Source organism: Alcanivorax sp. HI0044, from assembly GCF_001634945.1.
Window position 1 is genome coordinate 1 of sequence record NZ_LWEZ01000337.1, and the last position, 763, is coordinate 763.

Sequence of the window (763 nt, forward strand, 5' to 3'; positions counted from 1 at the left end):
GGGCATCACCATTGTGGAGCGGGAACTGCCAGGTCATGAGCTGGCTGCCGGCGGCCACATTGGGGGCGTCCCATACCGCCAGTACCTCGCCGCTGTACTGGTCTACCCAGATGCGGCTGGCGCCGTAATGCTGCCAGGGTTCTCCGTCCCGGTTGAAAGCCAGCGAATAACTGCCGGTTTCACTGCGGGGGAAATCAAGGCGGATCAGCGGTGCCTGTGGGAAAACGGTGCGGGCAATATCCAGTGATTGCTGCGGGGAAATAGAGGGCGTGCCCGGGCTGTCCGGTAGCGTTGACGAAGGCGAGGGGCGCTTTTCCAGCGGGAGCATGGCACCCACCAGTGCCGCCACCTGGGTCGGGAATATCAGGGTGACCCCGGAAAAGGCGACCACCAGCAGTACCGGGAGAAAATAGATGCCGATGACCTGGTGCAGATCAAAGTGTAATCGGTAGGTGCCGCCGCTCCGTTTAATGGTCAGGTTGCGACGCCACTTTCCCTTGCGCTTGCCGGTGGGCCACCACAGGTAAACGCCGGTCAGACAGAAACCGAGCAAGCACAGGCCAAGCACGCCAACCACAATCTCGCCAATTTCGCCGGACAACAGGGTGTAATGCAGGCTGTAGATCCAGGTCATCAGGTAGTCGCCCCAGGTGCGAATCGCAAGCACCTCGCCGGTATAGGGGGAGACGCTGACCTGAATCGGGCCGGGTTCGCCCGGTGGAGCAAAAAAGCGCAGGGTGTGGGGGCTGCCGGGGGCCTGTGC

At 62.1% G+C, this 763-nt stretch carries 1 protein-coding gene; it reads right to left on the minus strand.

The genetic code is table 11. The annotated features are described in order from the left end of the window. Positions 1–763 (minus strand): PepSY domain-containing protein (locus A3730_RS04150; protein WP_197477274.1); only part of this gene is annotated, 763 nt, incomplete at both ends.